We start from the raw sequence: 24906 nt of genomic DNA on the forward strand, positions 1-24906 counted from the left end.
TATCGCATTTCAGCGAGCGGGCTTTTTTTTGAAAGGTAACATCATGGCATTTGAAGATGACTTTGAAACAGTCGCCACCACGAAGCTTTACGTTAGCGTGGCACGCCCGACCGCCGACACGGCAGCTGCGTATGCTGCGCTTACCTGGGTCGAGGTGGGCCTGATCACCAACGTTGGCAGCGTCAACGGTCGCGAGTACAGCACCTCCACGCTGTCGACGGTCGGCAATGCGCACGATCGCGAAAAGAAGGGTAGTTACAAATTGCCTGACGCTGCGTTTGAATGCGCTTGGAATGAGGCCGATGCTGGCCAGATCATCATTGCCGCCGCCGCCAATGACTACAGCATTCCGGCTTTCAAGCTCGAAAAACAGGGTGGTGCAGAGCGTTTTTTCACCGCCCAGGTGAAGAGCTTTATCGAAAACAACGGCACCAGCAATGACGCCGTCAAGGGCAATTTCGTCCTGCTGCGCCAGAGCGACACCATCACTGCTTGACCATCCCGACGCGGCACCAGCCGCGGCCATCACCAGCACCGGCTCTGCCATCTCTTTCATTGAGAGGTGACAGGCTTGGTGCCCATATTCCCGCATATAGAAGAAAGGTAACACCATCATGACCTTCAACATCAAGCAACTGGCTATCGCCGTAGCAGCAGAAATGGTCGTACGCGACGCCGCGGGCGAGCCGCAGGCCGATGAACACGGCAATGCACTGACCATCACGCTGCACAGCCCTGGTACGAAAGAATTCCAGAAGGCGCGCCACGCAGCGGAAGAGCGTAACAGCGCGCGTGTGTTCAATCGTATGCAGGGTAAAGCGGACGCCAAGCAGAGCGCCGAAGACAAGATCAAGGAGCGCGCTGAATTCCTGGCCGCCTGTACGATCAGTTTCAACAACTTCGGCGATGGTTTGGGCGCCGGATACGAACTGTTCAAGCGCACCTACTCCGATATCGAAATCGGCCACATCGCCGATGACGTCGAGAAGTTCCTGGGTGAGCGGGGAAACTTCAAAAAGCCGTTGCCGACCAGCTCGCCAGCTACGTCCGGCACGCTGCCTGGCTAAACGCGATTCCAGATGCCCCAAAGCGGCCTGCCGGCATGCCGCCGGCGCCGCCTGAGATATCGCGCCGCGAGGCGCTGCGGTTGAGCAAGACGCCCATCGAAATGCCGGCGCTGGAGTGGGGCAGCTACCTGGTGGATTACTTGTTTGAGTTCGGCCCTACGGTGGCGGTGGGCATGGGAAACGGTCCCGTCACTGGCGTCGAATTGTTGGCTTGGCAAGAACTTCTCAATATCGACTTTCAGCCATGGGAGGCGCGGCTGTTGCGGCGCTTGTCGAGCGAATACCTGGATGAATCGCACAGGGCAACGGCGCGTGATTGTCCGCCGCCGTTTGGCGCAGCACCATTGCTCAGGCAGGCGCGAGCGGAAGATATGCAGCACAGCATCGACCGGTTCTTGGCGTGATTTCCGCTCTCCGTTGCATTTACAAGAGGATCAGCATGGCAGATTCAATCATGGTCGGTCTGGATGACTGGCTGAAATACCTGGACGATTCGCCGAAGAAACTGCAGCAGGGCGCGCGTGTAGGCCTGTACGCCGGCGCCAAACTGATCGAAGCGCAGGCGAAGGAGAACTGTCCGGTGGGAGCGCCGGCAGGCGAGAGCGCGAAGACCTACGGCGGTTATCCCGGCGCCCTTCGCGACAGCATTCGAGCGACGGTCGGAGAGAAAGGCGGCCGTGTGTTCGCGTCAGTGAGGGCCGGCGGAAAAACACCAAGCGGTGCGATTGTTTTTTATGCGCACATCATCGAGTTCACCGGCGCGGCCGCGCACGTAATCAGCGGTCGCAATGGCCGGCGCCTGACGTTTGGTGGCCGCTCCTATTCGGCGCTGCATCACCCCGGCATGCAGGCGCATCCCTTCCTGCGCCCGGCGCTGGATGCTCGCACGCTCGATGCAATTGCGCTGGTCGAGGAAGAAGTCAAAGCGGTCTTGAAAAAATAAACTGGAGTTGCGCATGTTTCATGGCATTGAAGTTCACCTGATGGCTGATATTGAAAAGTATAAGCAGGGCATGGCCGAGGCGAAGAAGATCGGCGGCGAGTCCATGGGCTTCATTGCATCCATTTTTGACAAGCTCAAAAGCATGGCCGGCGGCATGTGGGATTCGCTGAAGAACGTCTTCTCCAGCATCGGCGACAAGTCCAAAGGGGCATTCAGTTCGCTCTCGGATTCCGCGTCGAGTGCGTTCGGTAAGGTCATCAGCGTTCTGCCTGGTTTCAACAGCGCCATGAGCAAGACTAAAGACAAGATGGGCGAAACGGAAGAAAAGTCCGATAGCCTGATCAAGAAAATAGGTATTGGCGTCGTGGTGGCCGTTACCGCCGCTGCAGCTGCCATTGCCGTGCTGGTGAAAAAGGGCTTGGATGCTGATTCTGCGCTGGCCGGCTTGGCTATCTCAAGCGGTATCACGGCGTCGCAGTTTTCGCGCTTCGAGACTACCGCCTTGAAGTCTGGCGTGACTGCCCAGGAATTCGGCGCTTCGATGGTCAAGCTGCGCGAAAAAATGAAGGAAGCCGCTGCGAGCGACGGCAGCACATTCTTCACCAAGCTCGGCGTCGATATTGTCGATGCGAACAATGCGTTGCTCAAGACCGATGATGTAACCATCCAGGTAGCGAAAAAGATCGCGGCCATGTCCAGCGAGGCTGAAAAGTATGCCGCCGCCTCCAAGGCCGGCTTTGAAGGCAAGGTCCAGGTGCTGGAAGATATTGCGCGGGCCAGCGACCTATCGGCGACCACAACCGATGAGCAGGCCGCTGCCGTGGTGCGGCTGGGGAAAATCTGGCACGACATCCTACCTGGCGGAAAAGGCATGTGGGCACAGGTCAGCACATTCCTGACCAATAGCCTGACCCCGGCAGTTACGGAGGCGTCGCTGACCATTCTGAATTCAAAAAATACCATCGTCAGCGCGTTCAACGATATCTATGGCAGTGGCTCGAAGTTGCCGAGTTTCGGGGAGCAGATCAAGGAGTGGGGGCAATCCGCATCCCAATGGTTTGACAAGGTCGCCCAGAGCGCGACGGCGATGACGGTATCGATCCTGAAATATGTGGCCATCAAGACAGGTTTGGGCGATCCAAGCGCGCTCGGCAAAGGTGCTGCGCCAGCGCCGGTCCCGGCCCTTGTCCCACTTGTTGGTGCCGACAACCCTTCGGTCACTAAGGATTCAGAGAAGGAGTATGACGCCCTCACCAAAGCAATTCAGCAAAAAATTGCTGTGCAAAAACTGGAAATTCAGACGGGCGCTACGCTGACGGAGGGCCAGCGACTGCTTCTCAAAATGAACGCCGACTTGAGAGACGGCACAATCACCATGACGGAGGCGCAAAAATCCAAACGTACGGAAGAGCTGAATCTATTGATCGCGCAGGAGAAGCTCAACCGGCAAGCGCAGGAAGCGCGCGCCAAGGGTGACGCTGCCGCCAGCAAGGAAGTCGTCAGCCTGACCACGTTGATCGCGGCCATCAAGGCAAAGACCGCTGAAAACGAAATGGAGTTGGCCACCGGCCTGACTGCGACCGAAAACCAGAAATTCGCCATCAAGTTGAACCTGGAAGAAGAGCGCAGCAAGAAGAACCTGTCCGGTGCCGACTTGGCTCGCCTGAACTCTTTGAAGGCCGAAGCCGTCGCCCAGTTGGCAGCGAACAAAGTCGCCGAAGATGCGGTCAAGGCACAGCAGGCCGAGAAAGATGTGGCGAAGTTCATCAACGAAGGCACGCTGGCGCGCCAGGAGTCCGCTGCGGCGCTGAGGGTGGAATACCAGATGATGGGCAAGTCGGCCGACGCGCGGGAACTGGCGATGGTGGTAGTGAAGGCCCAGGCTGCCGTCGAAAAATTCCTGCTGCAGGAGAAGGCCGCTGGCAAGATCGTTACCGAAGACCAGATTAAGCAGCTGCGCGCGGAAGCGGCGGAACGTGCAAACGTTGAAGCAGCGACGCTCGGACAAACCAAGGCGCTGGACTTTGCGCGGCAATTGGAAGAGGAAAACAGGAAAAATTCGGCCGAGTCCATCTCCGATCCGACAGCGCGCGCTGCGGCGCTGCTACGGATCGATGCAGACGTATGGAGGGAGCGTATCCGTCTTGCCGGCGAAGGCACCGAAGCTCAGCGCGCGCTGCAAACGCAATATGACGTCTGGTATGTCAACAGGTCGAAAAATACGTTGACGGCTGCCGATGCCACTCGCGCAAAAGATTTGCTTGATATCCTCACTGCCGTTGATATGGCGACCCGAGACGCAGCTTCTGGCATGGAAGCATCCTTCGGCGCTGTCGGCACCGCAATCGGCGGCCTGACCACGGCCCTGTCCGGCTACGCCGTTCAGCAGCAGGCGATTGCTGCGCAACTGGCCGCCGTCAAGGCCGACCCTACCAGCGACGCGAAGAAGATCAAGCAGGCGGAAAGCGACGCGGCGCGCAGTAGCGCTCAGGCGCAGGTCAAGTCGTATGGCGACATGGCCAGTGCGGCGAAGGGATTTTTCAAGGAAAACTCGGCTGGCTACAAGGTGATGGAAACCGCAGAAAAGGCTTTCCGCGCCTACGAAATGGCCATGGCCGTCGAGTCGATGGTCAAAAAGATCTTCTTCAAGGAGACCGAGGTGGCTGCCAATCTGACCTTGAATGCCACCAAGCTGACAGGTGAGGCGACGACCACCGCCGCATCCACTGGCCTGGCCGCGACCGAGGCCAGCGCCTGGGGCATTACGGCCGTGGTGAAAGCCCTGGCCTCGTTGCCGTTCCCTATGAACCTGGCGGCAGGCGCTGCGACGCTGGCGGCAGTGGTGGCAATTGGAGCAAAAATGTTCGGTGGCATGGGCGGCGACAGTGTCAGTCTGTCCGAGCAACGCCAGGCGGCCAACGGCACCGGCACGGTGCTGGGAGACTCGTCCGCAAAATCGGAATCGATTGCCCACTCGCTGGCCATCATGGAGAAAAACAGCGGCCTGGGCCTGGCGCACACGATTTCGATGGATTCATCCCTCAGGAAGATGGTGGCCGGCATCGGCAACCTGGCCGGACTGTTGGCGCGCTCCGGTGTGGTTGCCGAAGGCGGTGGTGCCGCTGCTGGCGTGCAGACGGGCACGAATGTGCTTGGCGGCACGGTCGGTACGTTACTTGGCGCAGCCGGCGGCGCGTCGATTGGCGGCGGCCTGGGTTCGGTGTTCGGGCCAGTAGGTACCATTGCCGGCACGATTGCAGGCGCGTTGATCGGGTCTGTCGTATCGAAACTATTCAATACCAAGACGTCGATACTCGACCAGGGTATTACCGGCAAGGCAACGTCGCTTGGCAATGTAGATGCCGTTGGCTTCACTGCCCAGGCCTACGCCGACGTCAACAAAACAAAAAAGGCGTTTGGTATTTCGTACAGCAGCAAAAATAGCACCGAGACCACCGCGCTGTCGGATGAAATGAATCAGCAGTTCAGCATGATCATCAGCAGCATGGGCGACACCATCCGCAGCGCGGCCGGCGTGCTGGGCCTGGGCGGCGAAGCCTTCAACGCCAAGCTCAATACCTTTGTGGTCGACCTGGGCAAGATCAGCCTCAAGGATTTGACTGGCGAGGAGCAGCAGAAAGCCCTTGAAACAGCCTTTTCCAAGCTGGGTGACGACATGGCCAAGTTCAGTGTGGCCGGCCTGCAGCAGTATCAGGCGGTGGGCGAGGGCTACCTGGAGACGCTGGTGCGCGTCACCAACGATTACATGCAGGTGTCCGACGTGCTGGCCGTGCTGGGCAAGTCGTTCAACACCACCGGCCTGGGGGCGGTGGCGCTGAGCGAAAGCCTGATCGCTGCGGCCGGCGGTCTCGACAAGCTGACCAGCGGTACCGGCTTCTTCGTCGAGAACTTCCTGACCGAGGCCGAGCGCATGGCGCCGATTACCAAGTCGGTGAACGACGCCATGGGCAAGCTGGGGCAGTCTGGCGTGACCACGGTCGAGCAGTTCAAGGCCCTGGTGCTGGTGCAGGACCTGAACACGGCCGCAGGCCAGGCCATGTATGCGCAGCTGATCGCCATCGCCGAACCGTTCAAGAAAGCGGCCGATTACGCGGCGGAGCTGGCGGCGGCCACGGGCGACTTTGCTGCAGTGGCAAAGACGGCAAGCGAAGTCGCCAGCGAGCGGCGCGACCTGCAGCAACAGCTGAATGAATTGACGAAAAGCGAAACGCAGCTGCTGGCCATCCAGCGGGCCGGCATCGCCGACGTCAACCGTGCACTGTTCGACCAGGTACAGGCAGCCAAGGCCGTGGTATCGGCCAAGGATGCACTGGCCAAGGCCTACGGCACGGAATCGGCGGCGGCCAAGACGGCGCTGGACAAGTCGAAGTCGTGGGTGACCACGCTCAACGGCCTGAACGCCAGCATGGCCCTGGGCGCCCAGTCGACGCTGACGCCGGAGCAGAAGTATGCCGAGGCGCGGGCCCAGTTCGAGACGACCCTGGCGGCCGCCAATGCCGGCGACACGACGGCGCAGTCGGGCCTGTCGGCAGCCGAGCAGGCGTTCCTGGCTGCCTCGCAGGTGGTCAACGCTTCGGACGCCAAGTATGTGGCCGATTACGCCCGCGTGATGGCGGCCAACGACGAGGCGCTGAAATGGGCGGGCATGCAGGTCGACGTGCAGCAGGCCAGCCTGGATGCCCTGACGGCGCAGGTATCGGGCCTGATCACCATCAACGATAGCGTGCTGACGGTGGCGCAAGCCATCGCCAACCTGCAGGCGGCGATGGGCACGGCCACGGGCCAGGGCGTGCGGTTCGACGGCTCGCATGCCGGCGGCCTGGCCAGTGTGCCGTTTGACGGCTACGCGGCCGAGCTACACCGGGGCGAGGTGGTGGTCGACGCGCCAGCGGCGGCGGCCATGCGCCGCTACTTCGGCGGCGTTCCAAGCCAGGGCGGCGGCAACACCGATGCCCTGATAGCTGAGATCAAGAGCCTGCGCGAGGAGGTCAAAGGCTTGCGTGCCGACCAGGATAAGCAGACTGGCGCCGCAATCCGCGCCACCGTCGAATCGAACGACAAGGCCGCCAAGAGCGTGGTCGCCGGCATCGATAAATCCACCAAGGCATCTGCCTGGGCAAAACAACCGGAGTATGAAAAATGACGGAAATGCAGTTTTTGGAGTGGCTGCAGCACCCGGCTGCCGCGCGTATGGTGCTGATCGAGGCGCAGGTCAACGTGGCGGGCCAGGAAACGACCCGCTACCTTTCCTCCAGGCCGTACGTCACGGGGGAGGGCGACGTGCCGGCCAGCATCGAGTACATGCCGTGGGCCACCGGCGGCCTGGCTTTCACCGAACAGGTCAGCCTGTCGGGCGAGGCGGGCCTGTCCGGCGGCGATATCGAGCTGGACAATGCGGATGGCGGACTCGACTGCTGGCTGGCCGATGTGTGGCGCAATCGCACGATCAAGGTCTGGACCGGCGACCCATCCTGGCCGCGTGCGGACTTCCGCCTGGTTTTCGATGGCATCCTCGACAGCGTGGTCAGTACCAGCCGCGAGTCGTTGACCATGGTGCTGCGCGACAAGCTGCAGCGTCTGAATACGCAGATCACGGAAGCAAAGCTGGGCGGCACGTCGCCCAACAAGGACGCCATCCTGCCTATCCCGTTTGGCGAGTGCCACAACGTGTCGCCGCTGCTGACCAATCCGGCCACCCTGGAGTACGGCTTTCTCGGCAGCGTGGAGTCCATCGCCGAGGTGCGCGCCAATGGCAAGCCGGTCGCTGTGGCCGTGGACAACGCCACCGGGCGCTTCAAGCCCATCACCAACCCGCAGGCCCAGGTGATCACCGTCAGCGTGCAGGGCGACAAGGGCGCCGGCTATGCGCCGCGCATCGCCCCGCTGGTGCAGCGCATCGCCACGGGCTTTGGCAAGGAAACAGACCGCTTCACCCTGGGCGACCTGGACCTGGCCAATCTGGCCGCCTTCGACGCGGCGCACCCGCAGCTGGTGGGCTTGTATCTGGCGGACCGGGGCAACCAGGCGCAGGCCATCCAGCAGCTGGCGGCCAGCGTGGGCGCCCAGGCGATCATGTCGCGCGCCGGCCAGCTGCGCCTGGTGCAGATCGCGCTGCCGGGTACCGGCGTGCCCGTGGACATAGGCCCGGACCAGATGAAGGAGCATTCGCTGCACCCGGTGCAGTGCCTGCCCGTCGTGGCGGCCGTGAAAATCGGCTTCGACAAGAATTGGACCGTGCAGGCTGGCCTGACGACCAGCATCCCCCCGGAGCATGCCGACTTGTATGCCACCGAGTGGCTGACGGAGACGGTGGTCGACGAGGCGGTGCGCACGCGCTACCGGCTGAGCGACGACCCGGTGCAGATCGACACCTGCCTGAAAACCCGTGCCGACGCGCATGCGGAAGCGGCGCGGCGCCTGGCGTTGAACAGCGTGCCGCGCACCATTTATGAATTTGACGGAGAGCCCGAGATGATGATGCTGGAACTGGGTCAGGCCGTGATCCTGCGCGACGAGCGCTTCGGCCTGCAGGACGGCGTGCCGGGCGTGGTGGTGCTGCTGTCGCGCTTCTGGCTGACGGGCCGTGTGACCGTGGGAGTGCTGGTATGAGCGTCATGGGCGGCACGCGCGACACCCTCATCATGAACACGGTACCGCGCTATGCGGCGCCCATCGACCGGGCGCTGCTGCTCACGCCCAGCGCCACGCTGTTCGAGGTGTCGGTGGCGGGCGCGCCGACGCCGGCCGCGATCACGTTTTCGGCCCTGATGCTGGGCGCCGTTGGCGAAATCACGTTTTCCAGCGATCCGGCCGTGCCGCTGACGGTGGCCAACGGCGACGCTGTGCTGAAGTTTGCCGACTTGGCCGCCAGCATCGTGACGGTGACGGCCACTACGGTCATCGATGGGCTGACCTATGTTGCCCGCCAGACGGTGGCCAAGCAGCAGGCCCTGGACCTGCGCCCGCCGCCGGCACCGACTGGCCTGGCCACCACCGGGCATCCGGCGACGATTACGCTGGCATGGGACGCGGCGCCGGCCAACTACAGCAACCTGTCGCACACGGAAGTGTGGCGCGCTCCGGTCAATAACTTTGCCCAGGCGGCGCTGGCGGGGCGCGCCGATGGCCGCGAATACGTCGATCCGGTGGGACCGGGGGTAAGCCGGTATTACTGGATACGCTACGTCTCGCGGGCGGCCATCCCCGGACCGTACAACGCCGGCAGCGGCACCATCAGCGCGTCCGATGCGGAAGTCGAGCACTTGCTGGGCGTGCTGACGGGCGAAATCACCGAATCGCAGCTGCATGCCGACCTGGGGGCCAAGATCGACCTGATCGACGTACTGGACGAGGCCTACGGCGACACGGCCAGCGCGGCGGTGTCGGCCGCCGCTGCCACGGAAGCGGCTGCCGCCGCTTTACTGTCCAAGCAGCAGGCGGCGGCTGCAGCTGGCCAGGGCGGGCAGTACGCCAGCCAGGCCAGCCAGTCAGCCACGGCCGCCAATGCGGATGCGGGCCGCGCCAGCACCTCGGCGGGCCAGGCATCCCAGGCGGCTACCGGCGCCGCCGGCTCGGCGTCGGCCGCCCAGGCATCCGCTAACGTGGCGGCGCAGGCGGCTCAAGGTGCCGGCGCCAGCGCCGCTGCCGCCGCCGACAGCAAGCAGGGCGCCTCCAGCTACGCGAACGCCGCCGAGACGGCATCGACTGCATCGAGCGCAGCGAAGGTCAGCGCCGAGGCTGCGCGCGACGGTGCCGCCAACGCAGCACAGGCGGCGTCAGGCTCGGCCGGCACGGCCAGCGCCAAGGCCAACGAGGCAGGCCAGTCGGCCATCGCCGCCAATAACGCAGCCACGACGGCGACGACCCGTGCGGCCGATGCGGGCGTGTACGCGGCGCAGGCGGCCAACTCGCAGACGAATGCTGACGGCAGCGCGCAGGCAGCAGCATCGTTCCTGCAGCAGGCGCAGGCAACCCTGCGCGACCCGGTGTCGGGCCTGGTCGACAAGTACGCCGCCGTCAAGGTGCTGGCCGATGCCACCGCCGAGTCGATGGGCCAGGCGCAGGCGAAATATAGCGTGCAGGTGGATGTGAATGGCGTTTCCGGCGGCTTCGAGCTGATCGGTGGCGGCGGCCGCGTCGACTTCGGCGTGCGCGCCAACTCCTTCTTCATCGCGGCGCCGGCCGGCAGCGGCATTCCGACTGCCGTACCGTTTATCGTGCGCACGACGGAGACGGTGATAGGCGGCATCACCATTCCCATCGGCGTGTATATCGCCGATGCGTTCATCCAGAACGCCTCGATCACGAATGCCAAAATTGGCGGGGATATCTGGTCATCGAACTATGCGGCGGGCCTGGCCGGCTGGCGTTTGAGCCGTGCCGGCAATATGGAAGTGAATAACCTCACGGCACGCGGTGCGGTGATGGGGGGGAGTTTCACGGGGTGGGGGTGGCCGGCAGACAATGGCACGGGATTTTATCTTGGCCCTGAAGGTGCGTTGTGGGGGAGTTACGGCAACGGGCGATACATGCAAATTTCCAGCAATGGAGATATGTACGCGCCAGGGCTGAAAATTATTGGCGGCAAGGCGACGTTCACTGGCAACGTGGTGTCGGGCGAGGGCACCGGGTTTCGCGTCGAAATGGGGCCGGATGACCCCGTGTATGCCATGTGGGCCGGCGCCGGCGCCAAAAATGACGTCAATGCGATTTTCTATCTCAAGCGCAATGGCTCGGGCTATTTCGGCGGGGCGTTGACCGCCGGGTCCTTGAGAACTGCGGTGACGAGTCCGGAAATTAACCCGAACGCGCAATTAATTAATGGCCCCTTCGGTTCGAATGGCGGATTGATCACGGTGATCTGCAGCTTTGATTGGCAACGCAGCCTGGGATCGACACGCGCCAAGTACACGGCGGGTGCCGGCAGTACCCAGGCGGTGGTAAGCCTGTACAGGGGGCTTGCAGGTGCGGCTGCGGATACGTTGCTCGCCAGCTCCACTTTTACCGGCCCACCTGCTGCCATCGAAAATACGGTCAATTTTGATGAGCCGTCTACATGCAAACTCAGTGTGTCGGGAGCTTTTACTTTTACTGATGATGCACATAGCACTGCCGATCATACCTACCGCGTGACGGTGGCCATGGTGGAGCAGGCGGTGACGATAGGTTCTCGTCCTGGTGCTGATCTCCCCCCTGTGAATGCAGTCTATCAACGCTTATCCAATACCACGGTGGAATAGTATGGCCAATTTACGCATCCTTCACGACAACGCCGCCGACCGCGCCGTGCTCACGGCATCGAGCCAGGTGGGCGTGCTGGGCCCGGCCAACCTGCGGCTCGACCGAAAATCGGCTGTGCTGCGCGCTACCGGCACGGCGCAGACCATTACCGCCACCTGGCCAGCGCAGGAGGTGGTGGCGTATGTGGGCCTGTTCAGCACCAACCTCACCAGCACCGCTCGCATGCGCGTGCGCGGCTATGCCCAGCCCGGCGATGCCGTGGCAGTGCTCGACACTGGCTGGACGATGCCGTGTCCCGAGGCGCCGCTGGGCAGTTACCCATTTGGCGAAATGCCGCTGGGCTGGAATGCCTACAAATGGGGCGGCGTGAACACCTGGGCCCGCGGCGGCGGGAGCAATTTGGTGAGCTGGTTTTCCGCCGTGCTGGTGCGTCGGCTGGTTGTCGACGTGACAGGTATCGATACACCGGAGGGCTACATTGAAATGTCGAGGCTCGTGGCGGGCAACTATTTTGCGCCTGAGTACAACGCATCATACGGTGCATCACTCCAGCTGCAGGACACCAGCGAAGCCTACCGTACCAGCGCAGGCTCCCCGAAAGCGGCTGTCGGCACGACCAGTAAAAGACTCAGCATTAACTTGGAGAGCCTGACACCGCCGGACCGCGCGCGCCTGATGCACATCCTGCGCGAGTGTGGCCCGATCAAGCCGCTGATGTTCAGCCTGTTCCCCGAGAATGCTGACCCATTGATCGAGCAGGACCACATGATGTACGGCCGGGTCGCCAATCTGGAGGCGGTCGCCACCCCGTATTACGAAACCTACTCCACTCCACTTGAAATTGAAGGGTTCTAAAAATGGCATCGAAATTTTTACCAGGCATGAAAAACGTGCTCGAAGTGCTGAACCAGATGTGGGATGCGTTTGCCGGTGGCCCCTACAATGCAGTTCCGTTGACCGGCGGGACCATGACGGGGCCGCTGACAACAACCTCAACAGTCACCGCACTTCGCGTGGGAGCGGCTGGCATCATTGAGCAACTTGCACTGCTCACCAATGCTGGCGGAGCCGGTATTGCGGGTACCGCAATCCGGTTCGGCTATCCTGGTGGTGTCGGGTACGGCACCCGGATTGTCGGCGCCGGCGATCCTACGCTGAACTCTGCCGGATACACCGCATTCGAGGTTGGAGTCGGCGGTGGTAGTTACCGGGAGATTGCGCGATTTACGGAGCGCGGTGCTCTGCTGTTGGGAGCGAAAACCGAAGCACCACAAGCGCAGTTGCAAGTTGTGGGACCCGTGCTGATTACGAGTTCACCCGTTGTGGGGCCATTAGTACTGTCGGCAGGAGCAGAGGGGGCAGGATCATCGCTAGTCGTCTATACCGGAGATGGTACGGCATTCTCCCAGCCCGCATCGGTCATGTATGTAGGAAAAATTGCTGCGACCCAACGCGGGCTCTCGACTCCTGGCTCTGTAAATACGGCGGGCAATGACTACGCCGAATACATTCTCAAGTCGGAAACATGCAACACCGTCGCCAAGGGGCAGATTATTGGCATCACCGCTGATAATACCCTCACAGATAAATGGGAAGATGCTGTCCTGTTTAGTATTAAGTCGACGGAGCCTTCTTTCGTCGGCGGCGACTCCTGGGCGAACTGCGTCGGGCCACGCCCGACACCCCAGGCAGGGCCAGCGCCGACGCCGGCACCGCGCCGCGCGGATGTAATCGAGCAGCAGGCGCTGCCCGGCACCAATCCCCTGGAATATCAGGACGTGGTGATACCCGGCGATACCGATGCCGAATGGGCGGTCAAACAGGCTGCCTACGCTGCAGCCCTGGCCGCGCACGACGCCGCCACGCAGCTGGATGCCGATGCCATGGCCGCCTTCGACGCAGCGCTGGAGGTCGAGCGCCAGAAGGTCGACCGCATTGCGATTGCCGGCCGCGTGCCGGTGAACGTGCTGGGCGCCCAGCCGGGCGACTACATCGTGCCGGTGCAGGACGGGGACGGCATCAAGGGTATTCCCGTGCGCCAGGCTGACCTGAGTCATTTGCAACACCTGCAGGCGGTAGGGCGGGTGATCTCTATCGAACCCGACGGCCGCGCCTACGTGATGGTCAAGATCGTGTAGCACAACAGCACTTCACCTTAAACCCGCTTCGGCGGGTTTTGCCTTTGTTTAGTTTTCGTTTGTTTGAATGGGGGGGGCATCACAAACTGAGTGTTCGCGCAACTAGTTAGAGCCGTGGAGTGTGGTGGTACTAGTCGACCGCTAAGATCCTAGGGAGTGGTACAGGCTACATATCTGCCCAGGCGCGAGCTTGTCCGTTGAGGGAGGTCTTTTTATCGTGCAGTTTCACAACCCTCTCTCAGCAAAGGACACATGTAATGAAACGCTCACACTTCTTTGTCAAATATCTGCCCCTAATTCTTACGTTGACAAATTCTGTTCTTTGTATTGTCCGTGAGTTGCTAAAGTAAGGCAGCTTAAGGAACTAGTTAGCCATATCTCAAAGCTTCACCTCAAACCCGCTTCGGCGGGTTTTTTCATTTCCACCACCTGAAAGGCATCCATGGCCATCGAAACAACCGCCGCCGGCGGCGCACTGATCAAAATTTTTGGTATCCCGGTCCTGGCCGGCGCTGCCGCAACCTCACTGGGATTCATGTTTATGTGGCCAAAAACCGCCAAGGAAGCGGGCGTGCGCTTCTTCGTTACCATTCTGTTTTCCGCCCTGATGGGGCCGGCCCTGGTTGTGGTCGTGCGCAACTGGATGCCGGGCCTGTTCGACAGCGCGCGCGCCGTGGCCGTGCTGTACGGCAGCGACCCGGCCCTGGGCTTCCTGTTCATCGCCGCACCGCTGATGGTGGCGGCCGGCTTGCCCGCCTGGTGGGTGCTGGGCGCCACGGTGCGCTGGCTCGACAAGCGCCGCGACAAGGATATCGGCGAGCTGGCGCGCGATGCGGCCGCCATCGTCAAGGACGTGCGGGGTGGTTTGTGAGCGCCGTCACGCTGGCCCAGCTGCTGGCCATCCTGCCCAACGCGCGCCCGCGTGCAGGCACGTTCCTGGCGCCGTTGAATGCGGCCATGGTGGAATTCGGCATTACCACGCTTGCGCGCCAGGCGTCGTTCCTGGCCCAGGTAGGCCACGAGTCTGGCAGCCTGGTGTATGTGCGCGAGCTGGCGAGCGGGCAGGCTTACGAAGGCCGCGCCGACCTGGGAAATACACAGTGTGGCGACGGCGTGCGCTTCAAGGGGCGCGGCCTGCTGCAGGTGACCGGCCGCGCCAACTACGCCGCCTGCGGCAAGGCGCTGGGCCTGGACCTATTGGCCAAGCCCGAACTGCTGGAGCAGACGGTCAACGCTTGCCGCTCGGCCGGTTGGTTCTGGCAGGCGAACAGGCTCAACGCGCTGGCCGATGCAGGCGACCAAGTGAAGGTGACGCGGCGCGTCAACGGCGGCACGAACGGCCTGGCAGAGCGTCTGGCGCTGTTCGCGGTGGCCAAACGGGTGCTGGCGTGAGCGCGCTGGCCAGACTTGCGGGCAAGGTGCCGGGCTGGCTGTGCGGCGCCGTGCTTGTGTGTTTGCTGGCGGGCGCCGGCATGCTGTATCAGCGCATGCTTGGCAACGCCCAGGGCCGAGCGGCCGTGCAGGGCCAATGGAATGCTGATAAGCAGCTCCGCGCTGCGGCAGAAACAAAGGCGGTGGCGCAGCGCGCCGCCGAGAACCTGGCACAAGCCAAGCACCAGGCCGCCGTCGCGCTGGCCATCACGAAAGCCTACGATGAAGAAATCAATGACGTTCGCGCTCGCCTTGCTGCTGAGCGCATGCGCAAGCCCGCCTTCTGTGCAAGTGCTGGACCTGCCGCCTCGGCCGATGCCAGTGGCGACGAAGGAAGCGCTGCAGCCGATCCCGCCAGCGGGTTACTTCCTGACGCGGTGGCGCGAGATATTCAAGCCTTGATCTTGCATACGGAAGAAGTGGCCGCCACAGGCCGGGCATGCCAGGCAGTTTTGAGGGGGCGTATGGTGCAGTAGAGCAAACATCCGCTGCGATATGATCGCTTACGCACAAAGTGACGTCACGAAAAAGACTTCTCGATTGTGCTTCATGCGATAGCGAAAGAACTTGTCTTAGCCGAAAAAAGGAAAACAGGGTTATGATCATGGAGTAATATCAATAACACCACTCATCTGCGAAGGCTGCCCATGCAAGCACCACTTCAAGCAAGAAATAACTCTGATGCCGCCCAAACGGACACTGCCAAGACAGTTGCACAGAAGCGTGTTCTTGCGGACAACCGGCCCGAGGCGGTGGCGCAACGTAAATTAGCTGAGATGATGAATAATAGCCCGCGTGTGTTGCAGCTGCGGGCGCTAAGCGAGGACATCCATAACAGTCCGCGGATGGTGGTGCAGCGTCATAAATTAAATGCTCTTTTTGGCGGGGCCGTTCGACCGCAAGGAGACGAGGTAGTGTCAGCTGAGTTATTGCCCCCGCAGCGTGAAGAAAATCCCAGTAGTACGGGCTTGCCCAATCAACTGAAGTCAGGGGTAGAGTCGCCCTCAGCCGCCCAGCAGCGAATGGAGGCCATAGTCGATACCAGCCCGCGAACAAGCGAGATAGAAGTGCAGGCGACATCGCGCCAGCGACCGCAAGCGCAGCCTGCTGGTACGCAGTCGGCGTCGAGTAATAGAAGCAGTCCCGCCGGCCTGCCGGATGATCTCAAGTCAGGCATCGAATCATTGTCCGGCATATCGATGGACCATGTCAAAGTCCATTACAACTCATCGCAGCCAAAGCAGCTCAATGCACACGCTTACGCGCAAGGCACCGACATTCACCTCGCCCCTGGACAGGAGCGACATTTGTCGCATGAGGCGTGGCATATCGTCCAGCAAGCACAAGGTCGTGTGCGGCCGACCATGCAAATGAACCACGGTGTGTTGGTCAATAATGACGAGCGCTTGGAGCGTGAAGCCGATGTGATAGGAGCCAAGGCGGCTCAGGTGAAGCAGGGGTGTGCTTTACAGGCGAAGTCAGGCGCTATGTCGGCCATAGCAGTGGCACAAAGAATCGTTATTCATGGAGCAGATGCGAACGAGCAATCCGACTTCGCACAGTCCGGCTTTTCAAGACTCATTAGTGCCTCTGAGATACAAAACACCAATTCTTATTTGGAACAAGACAAACGGGATGGGTTTGGAGTATTTTCAATTGAAGATATTAATGAAGTAAGGCAATATGATCCGGTTAATTATATCAACGGACATTTCCAGCCTACCGGAAACTACCTTGGGAAAAGTGCGCCTGAAATGGCTCAATTTTTTAAAGATACCGGACTAATATCTGGTCAAAAGCTGATATTGCTTGGGTGCGAAAGCGCAAATTATGCACAGGAACTTGCCGTGCAATTGCATGAGAGAGGAATAGACACAACCGTCACCGGTGGAAAAGGGATCGCTTTTGATTATCATAGCAAAGAAGAAAACACTGTTGTGGAAGCAATGTACGATTCGAAATACACACCGCGTAACGAAAAGCTTAAGTATGCGGTGGTTACCAAATATGAAGAAATTTTTATTAATGAAGTGATTCGCCATATTCTCGAAAATGACAGTGAAGAAGTACTAAAAACCTTCATGAGCGTATTTACGAAAATTATCGGCGCCAACCTGTCGCATTTGTCAAATTCCGACCTGACGTTGCAGCAACAGGACGAGTTGGCGGCTGCCAAAACCAAGTTCCAAAATAGTATCGGCAAAGCGCCTGACGATGACGCGAAGCTCGAATTTCCCATGGATGCCCCAACGCTAATTGCCATTAGTAAGGAAGAGCCATTCCCGAAATATTGCAAGAATGATTTGATTAAGTTAAAAAGTCAAGCCATTGATTTATTACCAAAAAAGAGAGATAGAGCCTCTAGTCTTGAGGAATTAAAAGAACAATTCAAGACAGGAACATTCAAACTAAAGGCATACACCAGCCATGACCAATTATGGATCAGGGGCTTTATGCAAAGCGTAAACGCTGCCGGTGGAGACATTAAAAACGTTGCAGGCGGAAAAGTTAAAAATATAGTTCAAAATTTATATACGACCTTGGGTAGAGTTGCTGCGAACGAATATATTTTAGAGATGGCAAAAGAGAACGATAGTAAGGAGAATGCGGTCATCCCTCAAGGCTGGCTGACTTTTGATCAAAGTGGAATCGAAACCGCAGCACATGCTACTTATCGCAATGCAGCCGACGCTAAATAAAATTTATAACAAGAAGACGCCGAAGCTCATTTTCCCTTGAACATTTTTTGATTGGGAAATTACATCCTATCAAAATTAGCCCGGGAATTGCATTCGATATACCACCAGTCAGCCTGGAGGAATCAAGCGCTGATAACCGCGTCCTCGCCGGCGTCGCGCTGCACGGCCTGGCCGCGATCTTTCGCGAGGGGGGGCAAGTACAAGAAGGCCGGGATAATGCTGATGGATCTGCAGCCGGATACCCAGCGCCAAGGCGTTTTGTTCGATGCCGCCTCGGGCGTGTGCGTTCAGTACGTGCCATGGCGGCGCTGGACGCGCTGAACGAAAGGTTCGGGCGCGATACTGTGCAGCTCGGGTCGGCCGGCCTGGTCAGGCGCTGGGCAATGTTGTCGGAAAACCGCACGCCGCGGTACACTACGAATTGGCAAGAATTGCCAAAGGCTCTGGCTCACTAGTGGAAAAATAGTGTGCGAATAACTGGCGAAAATTTACCAGTCTTCCACTCAAACTACTAATTTTAAAGAGAATTGGCTTCGGGCGGCCGGCGCCGTCAGCGGGATCTGGAAGGCGACCGCCATCGTGCTGGTCGCTGGCGACCGTGCCGCCGCGCGCGCTGCGCTGGTGCAGGAGCAGGAGCAGGAGCAGGAGCAGGAGCAGGAGCAGGGCGTCAGCTCTGCGTCGCGTGTGTCGATCACCGAGCAAAACCGCGCCATCGATGGCATGGCCAAGGCAACTCTGTCGGCGCAGGAGCGCGGCGCGGCGGCACAGGCGGCAGCCGCTGCCAAGGGCAAGAGGTATGACGCCGCCCTGGCGCAGATCGCGGTCACGCGCGCGAATACATGTGACGAGGCTATGCAGGCCGTCAGACTGCTGCTGGAGGGCGTGCGATAAAATGGCTGATTGTATTGGTGCTGGCTGGCTGCGGCAGCGCGCCGCGGGCGCTCCAGCGGGTCGAAGTTCCCGTCTCCACTCCATGCATACAGTCGGTGCCGCAGCGGCCCGTCTACGAATTCGACCAGCTGGCGCCGGTAGCAAGCGACGGTGAGATCGTCTTGGCGCTGGCACGGGACTGGCCGCGCGGGCGGAAATATGAGAGCGAACTGGAGGCGACTATTGCCGGTTGCCGCCTGAAGTAGCGAGCAAATTACTACTTAATGGCATGTCCAAGAAGTGTGCCAATACGCGGGTGATGAAGCTTTGAGGATGAAGCTTATCAAGTGCACCCTTCGCAATTGCTAATTCATTTTGGCACATAACAGTTAATGCAGATAAAGAGGGCGGTTCTTTAGTTTCGAGCGCACAAACTTTACTCATCCAAGTACCCGCATCGTTAGGGGTAATTTCAAATTCGCTCTTCGCAAGAATTTCGGAAATAATCGATCTAAATCCTTGTGCCAGTTCCGCATGACGTTTTGAACGCTCTGAAAATGAAAAGACTAACGATAGAGCGGAGCTGGCAGTGATGAATGCAGCCATATTTTTGACCATATCTTCATCACCAATCTTCCAGAGTGCTGCAGAGCCACCAAACAATGATGCGGCCTTGCCAAGTTTGTCAGCGAGCTCAAAAAACCGCTCGCGCTTTTGGTGGTATAGAGCCGACAACTCAGCCTTATACAATGCATTGCACCGCTTTTCAAAGGCGTGATCAAGCTCAGCCTCGGTAAATTCTTGAGCAGGCGGTGGCGTTTGCGAAGTCATTTTTTAGGCCTGGTGGGATTGTCTGGAGTTGGAACTTTTGGAATGATACTATTTTTATTGCCATTGTCGTAGGTGCCGTGCACGATGCCTCTGTTCGAATCTTGCGCTGGCCGACGGTCTGGTGCTGGGCTCGGCTTGTTAGATGGCGGTGGATTTTTTTTGTTGTCGGACATGGCTTTTTTCAGTGAGGGGGGGGGGCTGGTTGCGAAAGTGCAAATGTATCGCTTAGAACTACTTGCTCTACATTTGCTTAGTGTAAACATTTTTACTTTGCAGAATGTATCAAATTGTCACTAATAACCACATCTGTCAGATCAATTTCCAATAAACAGTTCAGCCGCTCACCCAGCGCCGCCCAAGCCGCCCGCTTCTCTTCCGCATAGTCATGCAGCATGTAATGCCGCCGCACCTTGCTGCCCGGCAGCACATGGTTTTGGCAGCGGTCGATCAGCTCCAGCGAGATACCCAGCGCCTGCATCAGGGTAGCGCCAGTGCGGCGTAGGTCGTGCGGTGTCCAGGCGCCATTCTTGCCGCCGGCCAGCACCAGGGTATCGTCGCTGCGTCGATTCTTCAGTGGCGCGCGCGCCGTGCCATCCTTGTTCTTCTTGAACATTGACTGGCGGTCGCCCACCTGTTTGCTGATCGACTTGCCCTCGATGTTGGCTTCGTTGTTCCGGGCCGGGAAGCACCAGGCACTATGGCCAGTGTGCGCATGCAGCTGTTGGAACTGGTTCAGCGCGAAGGCGGAAAGATACACGGTCAGGTCGGCCACGTTGTCCTTGACGTTTTCCTTCGGGATGAACCAGGTGCCGGCGGCCAGGTCGACGTGCTCCCAACGCGCCTTTGCTGTCTCGCCGACGCGGCACATGGTCGACAGCATGATCCAGATGGCGCGCTCGGTCGTCGCTTCCAGCGGCTGCTGCACGATGCGTTTGTTCGGCGCGGCGTCGTAATCCGCGTGCATCCTGGTGATGATGGTGTGCAGCTCGCGGATCTCGTCAGCCGACAGGATGCGGTCCCGCATATTGTCGAGGTCATAATCGGGGCTGACGATCTTATCGATCTCGATCAACTCCATCGGATCGCCGTCGACCAGCAGCTTGCGCCATGGCTGCCGCTTGCGGGCCCAGGCGAACATTTGCGTGAGGCTGTTTCTCTGCATCACCGCCGACCTGTTAACCCCACGCTCGACCATTGCACGCAGCACTGCGCGCAAGTGGTGTTCGGTTACGTCCTTGATGGCCACGGTGCCGATGGCTGGCAGCACGTCGGTGGCGAACATGCGCTTGAGCATTGCATTACCATCCTTGCGGCGCACGCCGTCGGTTATCCATGCATCGAACATATCTTGGACAGTGAGGTTGCCAGCGCGCTGGAGTTCAACCGCGGCGAGCTTGGCCGCAGCTTCCTCCTGGCGTTCGTGCCGGGCCAGCTTCTTTTCAATGGCAGGATTCAAGCCTTCCGCGACCTTCGCGCGCGCCTCGTCGCGCTTGGAGCGAATGGACGCCAAACTGTCAGCTGGCCAAGTGCCACACGACACGTCCTTGGATTTTCCATCGAACCGATATCGATAGTAGAAGGAGATACCTATGGTGCCGTCTGATTTTGCACGCACCCGCCCAAACAGGCCGCCTTCATCACGCAGCACGGCGCCCGATTGGCTTGTTGTTACAGCCTCAAGGGCGCGTTGTGTGAGCTTTGTCATTTTTATAAAGGGTCGGAGGTGGTGGACTTTTACCCCTACATTTACCCCTACAGTTTATTGAACTCGCATTGTATCTCTTGAAACCTTATGCAACTTGCATAATTTTTAAGTTATTGATTTTAAAAGATAATATGCGCAATAACTGTCCTATTTGAAATCTCGTGGAATCATCATTTTTCACATGGGGTGCATGGGGTCGGAAGTTCGAATCTTCTCGCCCCGACCATTAGATTCAAGGAGTTACGGCGAAAGCTGTATAGAAACCCAGTACTGTATATTATACGTTTGTATAATATCGGTGCTGGGTTTTTCCGTTTACATGACGTATGATTTTCGTTGCAGCATGCTGATGTCCGCTATCGGCCGGGCGAAAGCAGCCATCCAGCGTTGACAGTGGATGGCGGCTATTTGCGAAGGTCGGGCTTTAGTCAAGCCATGGTAATACCATAGGAATCTCGGAAACATCTGCAATCACTTCCTTGATGTAGATATCCGTGGTTTTGCCTGAAGTGTGCACCAAGCGCTTTTGAATGTCGCTGCGGTTCTCGCCTCGGCGCGCGGCATCGGTGGCCGCCAGGGCCCGGATATCGCGGAACACCACATCATCCTTCATTCCAATGCGCTCCTTTGCGCGATCCCACATCGAACTAAGGCCGGAGCGGGTGTAGGCGCCGCCTTTTTGCGTCGGGAACACGAACTGGCTGATCAGCCCATACTTGATTTTCAGTCCACGGGCGCGGGCGATCACTTCGGCAATCTCAGGCGTGACGACGATATCGACAGCTTTGCCGCTGGTTTTTTATGTCTTGCTTGGCTTGATCCTGATCCGCCCATCCTCGATCTGTTATTCTTTCAGCATGCGGATATCTATGCCGCGCGCCCAAAACAAGTAGGACATGTCGATGATGCAGGCGAACATGGGGCCGCTGGCCGTCGGAATGCTCAAACCCGTTCCCTTGCGTTCCTTGCTCATCATGCCGGCTTCTCTTATCGCCTGCACTTGCGCATGCGTGGCAAGTACCTCGCGCCGTCCGGTCTTGTAGCTGGACATATCGAGTTGATCAATAGGGTTGTCCTGGCGTATGCCCAGTTCCCCGATGATGAACTTGAACAGCCGGCTCATCAGTGCGGCGTACTTCTTCGCTGTGTTCGGCGTGCTTTTGAAGTTGTCGCGCAAGAAGCCGGCGCAGTCCTTGGTCGTCACCTGGGAAGCATGGAATTCTTCGAACTCGTCCGCGATCACGTCCAGGTAACGACGGTGGGCAGCAGCGCCCACGTGCTGGGCCTGGCTGCCGATATCAGCACGACCAAGCTGGCGGCCAAGGCGCTGGCCCTGCTGATCCGGCAAAGCGATATCGCCTTCGACCAGCTGATCTACGAAGGCACGTGGGTGCACATCGCCCTGTCGGCTGGCGCGCCGCGGCGCCAGGTCCTGACGGCCAAGTTTGCCGGCGGCGGCGTCAGCTACGTGGCGGGCATCGTATGAGCGCCCTGGGCACGCTGGCGGGCGCCGGCGTCAGCGGCATCTGGAAGGCGGCCGTCGTCGTGCTGGTCGCCGCGCTGCTGCTGGTCGCCAGCTCCACCGCGACCGACTGGTGGCTGGCCGCTGGCGACCGTGGCGCCGCGCGCGCGGCGCTGGTGCGGGAGCAGGGCGTCGGCGCAGCGCTGCGGGCCTCGATCAGCGAGCAAAACCGCGCCATCGATGGCATGGCCAAGGCAACCCTGGCGGCGCAGGAGCGCGGCGCGGCGGCGCAGGCGGCCGCCGCTGCCAAGGGCAAGAAGTACGATGCCGCCCTGACGCAAGTTGTTGGCGCGCGCGCCACGACCTGCGACGAGGCCATGCCGGCCGTTAGGCTGCTGGAGGGTGTGCAATGAAATGGACGCTTATATTGCTGCTGGCCGGCTGTGGCAGCGCGCCGCTGGCGCCGCAGCGGGTCGAAGTTCCCGTCCTCACACCATGCGTAAAGGAGGTGCCGCAGCGTCCGGCCTACGAATTCGATATGTTGCCGTCGATTGCAGCGGACGGCGAGATCGTCCTGGCGCTGGCACGGGACTGGCCACGCGGCCGGAAGTATGAGGCGGAACTGGAGGCCTTAATTGCGGGCTGCGTTTTAACTGAGGCAAAAGCAGAGCGCTGACTGCATGCGCAAGCCGGCCTTTTGTGCTATCTCTCCAGCACGGCGCGGCCGGATAGAGTAAATGCTGTCTAAGTTGATAACTTCGGTTCTTGGTATACACTTATTAGACGGAAGTTGGACGTTACAAGAGGAGTCTTACCATGAGGCATATCTCTACATTGGCCGTGATTGGTACTGTTCTGTTTATCACGGGAACAGCTGCATCTGCTGGGCCTGGGGGTGTTAAGGCCGGTCCGCATTTAGGAGCGCCGATCGCAACACCAACGCACACAAGTACATCAGCTTTGCCTACCCCTTCGCATTCCGGGCAGCCAAATCAAAGCTGCGGCAGTGCTGCCGCTCCCAATACACCGGGCAATTCAGCTTCTGCACCTGGGTCGGCTTTCAATCCAAATGGCCAGGCTGGAACAGTATATGCAGGACAGCAGCCTCAAAATTCGCGCAACCCTATGAGTGTGTCCCAGTATGATGTTGCCTGTTCGAAACAGCCATCTAAGTAAGGTGCAAGCGTAATGCCGATGCCGCACCGGTCGGGTTACGAGTTCGGAAAGCTGGCGTTGGCGGCACCAGACGGAGAAAAGGTAATGACGCTGGTGCTGGATTGGCCGCGTGGTCGGAAGTACGGGTAGCGCAGGAGGCTGTAATTGCGGGCTGCATTCCGCAAGAGGCTAAAACTGAGCGCTGAGCGGAATGCGCAAGCCCGCCTTTTGTGCAAGTGGTGGACCTGCCGCCCCGGCCGGGGCCAGTGGCGCCGAAGGAGGCGTTAGAGCCGATCCCACTCGGTCGTCGCTTCCAGGGGGTGCTGCACGATGCGCTTGTTCGGCGCGGCATCATAGTCCGTGTGCATCCTGGTGATAATGGTGTGCAACTTGCGGATCGCGTCGGCCGACAGGATGCGGTCCCGCATATTGTCGAGGTCATAGTCGGGGCTGACGATCTTGTCTATCTCGATCAACTCCATCGGATTGCCGTCGGCTATCGAGCAGAGCCCCCGTGGCTGTCGCCTATCTACTTCCGCCGCGTGTGAAAAATGCACACACCTGGCCGCGGGCGGGAATGTGCGAGTTGCACGATGGCAATAAAATGTATTTCAGACTGACCTTTTGCAATTTATTAAATTCCAATTGCAATATACGCATTACTTCTTGCAAAATAACGGGATTTATTTTATTCGGAACTGATATGAAAAATAAAGGCATTAAAAGAGGAGCCTTGATAACGTTTTGTGGGTTTTTAATTGCAGGATCAATGGTGCTGATGAGTTTTGAATCGAGAAATTATTTTTTTGATTTATTTGCAAAGCTTGGCTTTGTAGTGTTTTTTCTCGGAATGATTGTTTCTGTCTACGACTTCCTCAAAAGTAAGTAACTCATGGCTGTATCGATGATATGGAACCTTACGGCCGATGCGCGAAATTACGCCATATCACCAGATAATGTTGTTGATAGTGGGGGCATGCTCGAGCTACGCTAGACTACTGATATGGAATTGGAATGAATATTCTGGCGACTTGAAAACTGGAGTCTGCCAGTCATTTCAAGGGGCGATGAGCCACTGGCACGTCCGGCAGTGAGCATGGGATGGGAAGCTGCGAGAAAAACGGGGGCGAAAATGTATAATTTTTGCAGAAAAAACATCGCGACATGCGGGCTTGAATATCTGTCGGAAAGTACTGTCCATTATATGACTCACTCCCTATGGAGCGTCCATGCGGCTTACGGCTTGGTGTCGTCGTGTAGGGTGCATGGGGTCGGAAGTTCGAATCTTCTCGCCCCGACCAATAGAATCAAGGACTTAGGCCACTCTTCGGAGTGGCCTTTTTC

Annotated in this window: 26 protein-coding genes; 19 read left to right on the forward strand and 7 right to left on the reverse strand. The window is 59.2% G+C overall.

The window, feature by feature from the left end:
- The 9 genes from AC07VL_RS22870 to AC07VL_RS22910 form a co-directional block, all read left to right on the forward strand.
- Positions 1-496: hypothetical protein (locus AC07VL_RS22870; RefSeq protein WP_494807885.1), on the forward strand; the 496-nt coding region annotated here is incomplete at its 5' end.
- Between the two features lie 118 nt (positions 497-614).
- A complete protein-coding gene (locus AC07VL_RS22875) occupies positions 615-1067 on the forward strand; it encodes a hypothetical protein (protein WP_494807886.1) in 453 nt (150 codons plus the stop codon).
- Positions 1068-1147: 80 nt separating this feature from the next.
- A complete protein-coding gene (locus tag AC07VL_RS22880; protein ID WP_494807887.1) occupies positions 1148-1471 on the forward strand; it encodes a hypothetical protein in 324 nt (107 codons plus the stop codon).
- Between the two features lie 35 nt (positions 1472-1506).
- Complete coding sequence (locus tag AC07VL_RS22885; protein ID WP_494807888.1) at positions 1507-2010, forward strand: HK97-gp10 family putative phage morphogenesis protein; 504 nt, start codon at positions 1507-1509, stop codon at positions 2008-2010.
- Between the two features lie 13 nt (positions 2011-2023).
- The gene (locus AC07VL_RS22890) at positions 2024-7174 is read left to right on the forward strand and encodes a hypothetical protein (protein WP_494807889.1); all 5151 of its coding nucleotides are present in this window, start codon (positions 2024-2026) and stop codon (positions 7172-7174) included.
- Positions 7171-8640 carry a hypothetical protein gene (locus AC07VL_RS22895; protein ID WP_494807890.1) on the forward strand — a complete coding sequence of 490 codons (1470 nt, stop codon included), beginning with the start codon at positions 7171-7173 and terminating at the stop codon, positions 8638-8640. The genes AC07VL_RS22890 and AC07VL_RS22895 overlap by 4 nt, the downstream gene beginning before the upstream one ends.
- On the forward strand, positions 8637-11270 hold the full coding sequence (locus tag AC07VL_RS22900; RefSeq protein WP_494807891.1) for a phage tail tip fiber protein: 2634 nt from the start codon (positions 8637-8639) through the stop codon (positions 11268-11270). The genes AC07VL_RS22895 and AC07VL_RS22900 overlap by 4 nt, the downstream gene beginning before the upstream one ends.
- Before the next feature lies 1 nt (position 11271).
- Complete coding sequence (locus AC07VL_RS22905) at positions 11272-12126, forward strand: hypothetical protein (RefSeq protein ID WP_494807892.1); 855 nt, start codon at positions 11272-11274, stop codon at positions 12124-12126.
- Positions 12127-12128: 2 nt separating this feature from the next.
- Complete coding sequence (locus AC07VL_RS22910) at positions 12129-13409, forward strand: hypothetical protein (RefSeq protein ID WP_494807893.1); 1281 nt, start codon at positions 12129-12131, stop codon at positions 13407-13409.
- Between the two features lie 387 nt (positions 13410-13796).
- Here AC07VL_RS22910 and AC07VL_RS22915 read toward each other — a convergent pair whose 3' ends face one another.
- The gene (locus AC07VL_RS22915) at positions 13797-13946 is read right to left on the reverse strand and encodes a hypothetical protein (protein ID WP_494807894.1); all 150 of its coding nucleotides are present in this window, start codon (positions 13944-13946) and stop codon (positions 13797-13799) included.
- Positions 13947-13950: 4 nt separating this feature from the next.
- On the opposite strand from AC07VL_RS22915, the gene AC07VL_RS22920 reads away from it, so the two are divergent.
- From AC07VL_RS22920 to AC07VL_RS22945, 6 genes are all read left to right on the forward strand, one after another.
- Positions 13951-14280, forward strand: a complete 330-nt coding sequence (locus AC07VL_RS22920; protein WP_290608213.1) for a hypothetical protein — start codon at positions 13951-13953, stop codon at positions 14278-14280.
- Positions 14277-14801, forward strand: coding sequence for a glycoside hydrolase family 19 protein (locus tag AC07VL_RS22925; RefSeq protein ID WP_494807895.1), 525 nt, complete (start codon positions 14277-14279; stop codon positions 14799-14801). The genes AC07VL_RS22920 and AC07VL_RS22925 overlap by 4 nt, the downstream gene beginning before the upstream one ends.
- A complete protein-coding gene (locus AC07VL_RS22930; protein ID WP_494807896.1) occupies positions 14798-15316 on the forward strand; it encodes a hypothetical protein in 519 nt (172 codons plus the stop codon). The genes AC07VL_RS22925 and AC07VL_RS22930 overlap by 4 nt, the downstream gene beginning before the upstream one ends.
- A 171-nt stretch (positions 15317-15487) precedes the next feature.
- On the forward strand, positions 15488-17539 hold the full coding sequence (locus AC07VL_RS22935) for an eCIS core domain-containing protein (protein ID WP_494807897.1): 2052 nt from the start codon (positions 15488-15490) through the stop codon (positions 17537-17539).
- 299 nt (positions 17540-17838) lie between these two features.
- Entirely contained in the window at positions 17839-17994 is a 156-nt protein-coding gene (locus AC07VL_RS22940) for a DUF4113 domain-containing protein (RefSeq protein WP_494807898.1), read from the forward strand.
- Between the two features lie 124 nt (positions 17995-18118).
- Entirely contained in the window at positions 18119-18430 is a 312-nt protein-coding gene (locus AC07VL_RS22945; protein WP_494807899.1) for a hypothetical protein, read from the forward strand.
- A 219-nt stretch (positions 18431-18649) separates the two neighbouring features.
- Here the strand turns inward: AC07VL_RS22945 and AC07VL_RS22950 are convergent, their stop codons facing one another.
- The 5 genes from AC07VL_RS22950 to AC07VL_RS22970 all read right to left on the reverse strand — a co-directional run bounded on the left by AC07VL_RS22950 (position 18650) and on the right by AC07VL_RS22970 (position 22149).
- Positions 18650-19240 carry a hypothetical protein gene (locus AC07VL_RS22950; protein ID WP_494807900.1) on the reverse strand — a complete coding sequence of 197 codons (591 nt, stop codon included), beginning with the start codon at positions 19238-19240 and terminating at the stop codon, positions 18650-18652.
- Entirely contained in the window at positions 19237-19413 is a 177-nt protein-coding gene (locus tag AC07VL_RS22955; RefSeq protein ID WP_494807901.1) for a hypothetical protein, read from the reverse strand. Before AC07VL_RS22955 ends, AC07VL_RS22950 begins: the two co-directional genes overlap by 4 nt.
- A gap of 92 nt (positions 19414-19505) precedes the next feature.
- A complete protein-coding gene (locus AC07VL_RS22960; RefSeq protein ID WP_494807902.1) occupies positions 19506-20945 on the reverse strand; it encodes a tyrosine-type recombinase/integrase in 1440 nt (479 codons plus the stop codon).
- 424 nt (positions 20946-21369) lie between these two features.
- Positions 21370-21720, reverse strand: a complete 351-nt coding sequence (locus AC07VL_RS22965) for a tyrosine-type recombinase/integrase (RefSeq protein ID WP_494807976.1) — start codon at positions 21718-21720, stop codon at positions 21370-21372.
- A 69-nt stretch (positions 21721-21789) separates the two neighbouring features.
- Positions 21790-22149 (reverse strand): hypothetical protein, encoded by a 360-nt coding sequence (locus tag AC07VL_RS22970; RefSeq protein ID WP_494807903.1) that lies wholly within the window; start codon positions 22147-22149, stop codon positions 21790-21792.
- Between the two features lie 9 nt (positions 22150-22158).
- On the opposite strand from AC07VL_RS22970, the gene AC07VL_RS22975 reads away from it, so the two are divergent.
- From AC07VL_RS22975 to AC07VL_RS22985, 3 genes are read left to right on the forward strand one after another with little or no spacing between them, the layout of a single operon-like run.
- Positions 22159-22431, forward strand: coding sequence for a hypothetical protein (locus tag AC07VL_RS22975; RefSeq protein ID WP_494807904.1), 273 nt, complete (start codon positions 22159-22161; stop codon positions 22429-22431).
- On the forward strand, positions 22428-22820 hold the full coding sequence (locus AC07VL_RS22980) for a hypothetical protein (RefSeq protein WP_494807905.1): 393 nt from the start codon (positions 22428-22430) through the stop codon (positions 22818-22820). The genes AC07VL_RS22975 and AC07VL_RS22980 overlap by 4 nt, the downstream gene beginning before the upstream one ends.
- Positions 22817-23083 (forward strand): hypothetical protein, encoded by a 267-nt coding sequence (locus AC07VL_RS22985; RefSeq protein ID WP_494807906.1) that lies wholly within the window; start codon positions 22817-22819, stop codon positions 23081-23083. Before AC07VL_RS22980 ends, AC07VL_RS22985 begins: the two co-directional genes overlap by 4 nt.
- A 763-nt stretch (positions 23084-23846) precedes the next feature.
- Here the strand turns inward: AC07VL_RS22985 and AC07VL_RS22990 are convergent.
- On the reverse strand, positions 23847-24044 hold the full coding sequence (locus AC07VL_RS22990) for a hypothetical protein (RefSeq protein WP_494807907.1): 198 nt from the start codon (positions 24042-24044) through the stop codon (positions 23847-23849).
- Between the two features lie 32 nt (positions 24045-24076).
- On the opposite strand from AC07VL_RS22990, the gene AC07VL_RS22995 reads away from it, so the two are divergent.
- Entirely contained in the window at positions 24077-24451 is a 375-nt protein-coding gene (locus AC07VL_RS22995; protein WP_494807908.1) for a hypothetical protein, read from the forward strand.
- The last annotated feature ends 455 nt before the right edge of the window (positions 24452-24906 follow it).

Source organism: Janthinobacterium sp. GW821-FHT03C08 (assembly GCF_059420905.1).

Bases quoted from the DNA above. Each gene is read 5' to 3' on its own strand.
- AC07VL_RS22875 (WP_494807886.1), top strand. From the start codon at position 615: ATGACCTTCAACATCAAGCAACTGGCTATCGCCGTAGCAGCAGAAATG.
- AC07VL_RS22885 (WP_494807888.1), top strand. From the start codon at position 1,507: ATGGCAGATTCAATCATGGTCGGTCTGGATGACTGGCTGAAATACCTG.
- AC07VL_RS22890 (WP_494807889.1), top strand. From the start codon at position 2,024: ATGTTTCATGGCATTGAAGTTCACCTGATGGCTGATATTGAAAAGTAT.
- AC07VL_RS22895 (WP_494807890.1), top strand. From the start codon at position 7,171: ATGACGGAAATGCAGTTTTTGGAGTGGCTGCAGCACCCGGCTGCCGCG.
- AC07VL_RS22900 (WP_494807891.1), top strand. From the start codon at position 8,637: ATGAGCGTCATGGGCGGCACGCGCGACACCCTCATCATGAACACGGTA.
- AC07VL_RS22905 (WP_494807892.1), top strand. From the start codon at position 11,272: ATGGCCAATTTACGCATCCTTCACGACAACGCCGCCGACCGCGCCGTG.
- AC07VL_RS22910 (WP_494807893.1), top strand. From the start codon at position 12,129: ATGGCATCGAAATTTTTACCAGGCATGAAAAACGTGCTCGAAGTGCTG.
- AC07VL_RS22915 (WP_494807894.1), bottom strand. From the start codon at position 13,946: ATGAATCCCAGTGAGGTTGCGGCAGCGCCGGCCAGGACCGGGATACCA.
- AC07VL_RS22920 (WP_290608213.1), top strand. From the start codon at position 13,951: ATGTGGCCAAAAACCGCCAAGGAAGCGGGCGTGCGCTTCTTCGTTACC.
- AC07VL_RS22935 (WP_494807897.1), top strand. From the start codon at position 15,488: ATGCAAGCACCACTTCAAGCAAGAAATAACTCTGATGCCGCCCAAACG.
- AC07VL_RS22940 (WP_494807898.1), top strand. From the start codon at position 17,839: ATGGCGGCGCTGGACGCGCTGAACGAAAGGTTCGGGCGCGATACTGTG.
- AC07VL_RS22950 (WP_494807900.1), bottom strand. From the start codon at position 19,240: ATGACTTCGCAAACGCCACCGCCTGCTCAAGAATTTACCGAGGCTGAG.
- AC07VL_RS22955 (WP_494807901.1), bottom strand. From the start codon at position 19,413: ATGTCCGACAACAAAAAAAATCCACCGCCATCTAACAAGCCGAGCCCA.
- AC07VL_RS22960 (WP_494807902.1), bottom strand. From the start codon at position 20,945: ATGACAAAGCTCACACAACGCGCCCTTGAGGCTGTAACAACAAGCCAA.
- AC07VL_RS22975 (WP_494807904.1), top strand. From the start codon at position 22,159: ATGGAATTCTTCGAACTCGTCCGCGATCACGTCCAGGTAACGACGGTG.
- AC07VL_RS22980 (WP_494807905.1), top strand. From the start codon at position 22,428: ATGAGCGCCCTGGGCACGCTGGCGGGCGCCGGCGTCAGCGGCATCTGG.
- AC07VL_RS22985 (WP_494807906.1), top strand. From the start codon at position 22,817: ATGAAATGGACGCTTATATTGCTGCTGGCCGGCTGTGGCAGCGCGCCG.
- AC07VL_RS22990 (WP_494807907.1), bottom strand. From the start codon at position 24,044: ATGGAGTTGATCGAGATAGACAAGATCGTCAGCCCCGACTATGACCTC.